The following is a 4,249-nucleotide window of genomic DNA, read 5'->3' as shown; positions in this document are numbered from 1 at the left end:
GTTGGTACTTCAATTATAGCCGGTGGGGCTCATTTTGTCTTTAAAAAAGAAACATCCCTCGACCATTTTTTTTCAAAATCGGTCGAGGGATGTATTCATTTTAGGGGAGTTTTTTCCCAGCCCCGCTCCATTCTTTCAAACAGTTAATCAATCAACTAAGTTAAGAACAATTCTTAACTACAAACTTATTATACGAGGAGGGGTAGTCATGAGCGGTTTTAAACATCAGCCAGGAAAGAATATCTTTGCCATTATCTGTCATCATCAGTTTTCCTGCAGCTGAATCGGTTGCTTCCTTATTCGGCTGATAGGGTCCAGTTACTGCACTCCAAAGGACTAAAGAAGTGACGGGATAAGACTCTGCATAATAAAGAGCCGATAAACCGCCCATCGATAAGCCGAATACCGAAACCTCTTCTATATCAAGAGCTTTAATGACTTCATGGTAAATGTCTGCATGCTGCCTGATGGAATCGTCTTCCTTGATTTTCAAGCCATAATAGCCTGGCCGATTAATCGAAATGACGCGGTACTCATTTTCAAGTAGCCAGTCAAAGGCATAAATCAAGTCTATGCCTGCCCCTCCCCCTCCGGAGAAAAGAATAACCGGCTTACTCTTGTCCCCAATATCCAGATAAGCAATGTCTCCGTATGGTGTGTTAACAGTCTTGAATGTGGATTTAACTTTTTCTCTTCTTTTTATAAAAGCAGCATAATTGTTTCTGGCCGCAAAAAGGAGCCAACTGGCAGCAACTGCACCCAAGAGTTTTTTTCTCATAACCATCCCTCTTTCAAGTAGTCAGTATATGGTAAGTATAGCGCAAACTATTTATTCCCACTAAGCATTTACCATTACGCCAGCTGTTATTTAATCATTCTTTTTTCATATAAAAAGAGCACTCTCTGTCTTTATCTGACAGGGAGTGCTCTGACTAATTAATGTGCGATAACGCCCATTGAAGCTAGAATATTTACCAGTACAATAAGAATTGGAATGGATAATACCGTTCTGAAAAGAAATACTTTAATGACATCCCAGAAATTCAAGCCAATTTTTGTCTTGACCAGAATCATACCGGTTTCTGACATGAATACTAATTGCGTAAATGCCAGGACACCTATAAAGAAACGGGCTGATTCTGATTCAGCACCACTGATGAATAGCGCCGGGAGGTACATATCAGCGAAGCCGGCAAGAGAGGCAGGAGCCATTTCTGCTGCAATTTCACTGCTGTAGCCTAAGAAGTCGTAGACAGGTACAAGCGGTGCACTGATAATATCGAAAAAGGCTGTGTACTCCGCTATAATCAATGACACTGTGCCGACTGCCATGATAATTGGCAGAAAACCGACGTAGATATTCACGACATTCTTCAGAGCTTCCACAAACGCTCCTTTTACCGATGTCTGTTCAGCCTGTTCAACAGCTGATTCATAGGCATACTCAATCACTGTTTCATCTTCAGGTGTATCCATAGACTTAGGCTTCTTGTCTTCGTAATATGTTGTGTCAAATTTCTTCAATGGCAGTCGTGCGGTAATAAAGGCCAATATAAGAGTGACAATAACAATTGATCCATAGAATACAGGGAAAATACCACTGAATCCTAATTCTTCAGCTACCGCAGCGGCAAAAGCAATACCGACTATGGAAAAACTGGTTGAAATGATGTAGGCTTCCCTCTGGTTATAGTAACCTCGCTGATACTGTCTGTCGGTCACTACTATTCCGATTGTGCCGTCTCCGACAAAAGAAGCAATCGCGTCAATCATCGAGTAACCGGGTACGCGAAATACTTTTTCAACCATTGGTCCCATCAATATGCCGATAAACTCGACAATACCAAAATGCGTCAGCAGAGGCAGTGCCAAAATACCAACGAAGAACGTAATGTACAGTGTAGTCAGCAGGCCCGTTCCGCCAGCCATCAAGCCACCTGTGTCCGGATCAAGAATCATATCTGCCCAGGTGTTTCCTTCAAACCAGTTGTAGATAACCATCAAGTATAAGAAGGAACCTAGTATTCTGAGCGCAACATTGATAGGTGACGCTTTAAAAATCCGGTTCAGAAATTTGCTGCTGGACTCGTAAAACAGAAAAACGATTGTTCCTACCAGTACTATCCAGGCACTGATTGCTGTGAAGGTAATGAAACCATCCAGTATATTATCTGTTACTAAGTATATGATGTGTGAAATCATAATACGGCTTTCTCCGCCTATCGTAAATGGCACGAGAAAAAAGACGAAACCAATTAACGACAGGAATATAAACTTAAATTTATTAATCATGTATAATACCCTCCAATTGTGTCGCCTGTCAGAATACCATATTTTATTGATAGACACAATTATTTTGTCGCTAACCAGAAAACATGCAGGCTTTTCAATGTATAAATATGATTTTTTCACTATTAATCATACATTTGATATGTGCTTTGACTTTCTATAACTGGGACACTAATTGGATGAGGCAACATGATGTTAGCGGGACAACTCCAACTGATACATTAATGGGATGAGGTGCTCCAACCTAATACGTACCCCCTTCCAACATGGGATACGTAGTGCAGTATAAAATAAATTAGATTGTCAAAAAATATATTCGTGAAGACTCTCCCCAAGGATGGTAACCGACGTCTAAAAAGGTAAAGCCATATTGTTCGTAGTAACCCTCTAAATCTGTACTCACATATAAATAATTAAAACCACCTACTCTGGTGTCTTCAACAGCCTTATCTAACAATCGTTTGAAATAGTGGTGGCCTCTGTACTCAGGTTCAATATAGACAGCACACAACCACGGGTAGAGATCCATACGACTAATAAAATCATTCGTAATTAAACCTGCACAGCCGATAATTTTTTCTCCTCCATTAATACGTACCAATGAGGGAGGGGGCTTGTCGTAGAAATACTATTATTAATACAGTCCTCGTATACTTTGCTGCTATCTGGAGTTGCCCATTTATCCTGAAAGTAATCGATGATTTGCTTAGTTAATACTGGTTATTCTCTTACAGAAACAACTTGCATACTTGCTACTCCTTTCCCAAACAATCCTCTCATTCAGCTTCCTGCCATACTCTTTGAAGTTCTTTACTATCCAGCTTTTTCATATTGAGAAAAGCTTGAGTAACGTTGTTAATTTGTCTTTGTGACCCACTAGATAACAGTCCATCCATATTCTCATGAACAATCTGCCAGGATACGCCATATGCGTCTTTGAGCCACCCACATTGTTCAGCTTCAGGTACAGCTGAAAGTTTCTCCCAATAATAATCGATTTCATCCTGATTCTCACAGACAACCATTAACGAGATAGCTTCGTTGAAGGTGAAATCTTCCTTCATGGGATTATCCATAGCAATAAACTGCATGCCCGCCAATTCGAACTGAGAGAACATTACTTTTGCTTTAGTGTTTTCACTACTTCCTGATTCATAATATTGCAGTACATTAACTGCTGATTGAGGAAAAAGTTCCGTATAATATTTTATTGCATCTTCAGCCTGGCCTGCTTGACCATTTGAAAAAAGCAGATGAGGAATAATTTTCTGTGCAATGGGCGCTTCTGTATAAATAATTTGCCAGTTCAATCCATAACGATCTTGTAGCCATCCGTAGTAGTCGCTAAAGGGATAGGCATCTAGTTTCATGAGTATTTCGCCCCCCTGTACCAGAGATTGCCATAATGCAGTCACCTCTTTTTTTGTTGAACAAAGCACCATTAGCGATATGGATGAATTAAATTCAAAAAGAGGTCCAGCATTAAACGCTGTAAATGGTTGATTATCTAGTTCGAAATTGATTACGGTTGTCGTGCCAGATGGAGTGCCTTCAAGAACTTGTTTACTTGTAACCCTGGAATGTTCGAATAAGCTCAAATAAAAATCAACTGCTTCTTCAGCTTCTTTATCAAACCAGAAATTTGGAACAATATTTTTCATAGTGACCTTCCTTTCATCACTTATCATAAACAGAACGACTGTGAACGGATCCTTTGACATTCTTTTACACAGTTTACCACGACTCGTTATTTTAGTAGCTTTAAAACTTCGAAAAAACAGCATAAACAAAAAAGACAGAAACGAGAGGTTACGCTCGATTCTGTCTTTATCATTTAGGTTTAAGTTAATTAAGCCTTAGTTACGTTTGCTGCTTGAAGTCCGCGTGCGCCTTCTTCAGTGTCAAAGTTAACTGCTTGGCCTTCGTCTAAAGATTTGAATCCTTCTTCTTGGATTGCTGA

At 39.8% G+C, this 4,249-nt stretch carries 5 protein-coding genes; all 5 read right to left on the bottom strand.

Annotated features, from left to right (window positions below):
• Nucleotides 1-160 precede the first annotated feature (160 nt).
• A complete protein-coding gene (locus ACYVLS_RS09370; protein WP_460323872.1) occupies nucleotides 161-778 on the bottom strand; it encodes an alpha/beta fold hydrolase in 618 nt (205 codons plus the stop codon).
• A gap of 158 nt (nucleotides 779-936) precedes the next feature.
• The gene (locus ACYVLS_RS09365; RefSeq protein ID WP_460323870.1) at nucleotides 937-2,292 is read right to left on the bottom strand and encodes a YjiH family protein; all 1,356 of its coding nucleotides are present in this window, start codon (nucleotides 2,290-2,292) and stop codon (nucleotides 937-939) included.
• Nucleotides 2,293-2,584: 292 nt separating this feature from the next.
• Complete coding sequence (locus tag ACYVLS_RS09360) at nucleotides 2,585-2,890, bottom strand: GNAT family N-acetyltransferase (RefSeq protein WP_460323868.1); 306 nt, start codon at nucleotides 2,888-2,890, stop codon at nucleotides 2,585-2,587.
• Between the two features lie 175 nt (nucleotides 2,891-3,065).
• Complete coding sequence (locus ACYVLS_RS09355) at nucleotides 3,066-3,950, bottom strand: VOC family protein (protein WP_460323866.1); 885 nt, start codon at nucleotides 3,948-3,950, stop codon at nucleotides 3,066-3,068.
• A 188-nt stretch (nucleotides 3,951-4,138) separates the two neighbouring features.
• Nucleotides 4,139-4,249, bottom strand: a 111-nt coding sequence (locus ACYVLS_RS09350) for a cold-shock protein (RefSeq protein WP_460323676.1), incomplete at its 5' end; no start/stop codon positions are given.

Source organism: Alkalibacterium psychrotolerans (assembly GCF_054784355.1).
The sequence above is the reverse complement of the archived record's forward strand: the minus strand, read 5'-3'. Positions and strand labels throughout refer to the sequence as shown.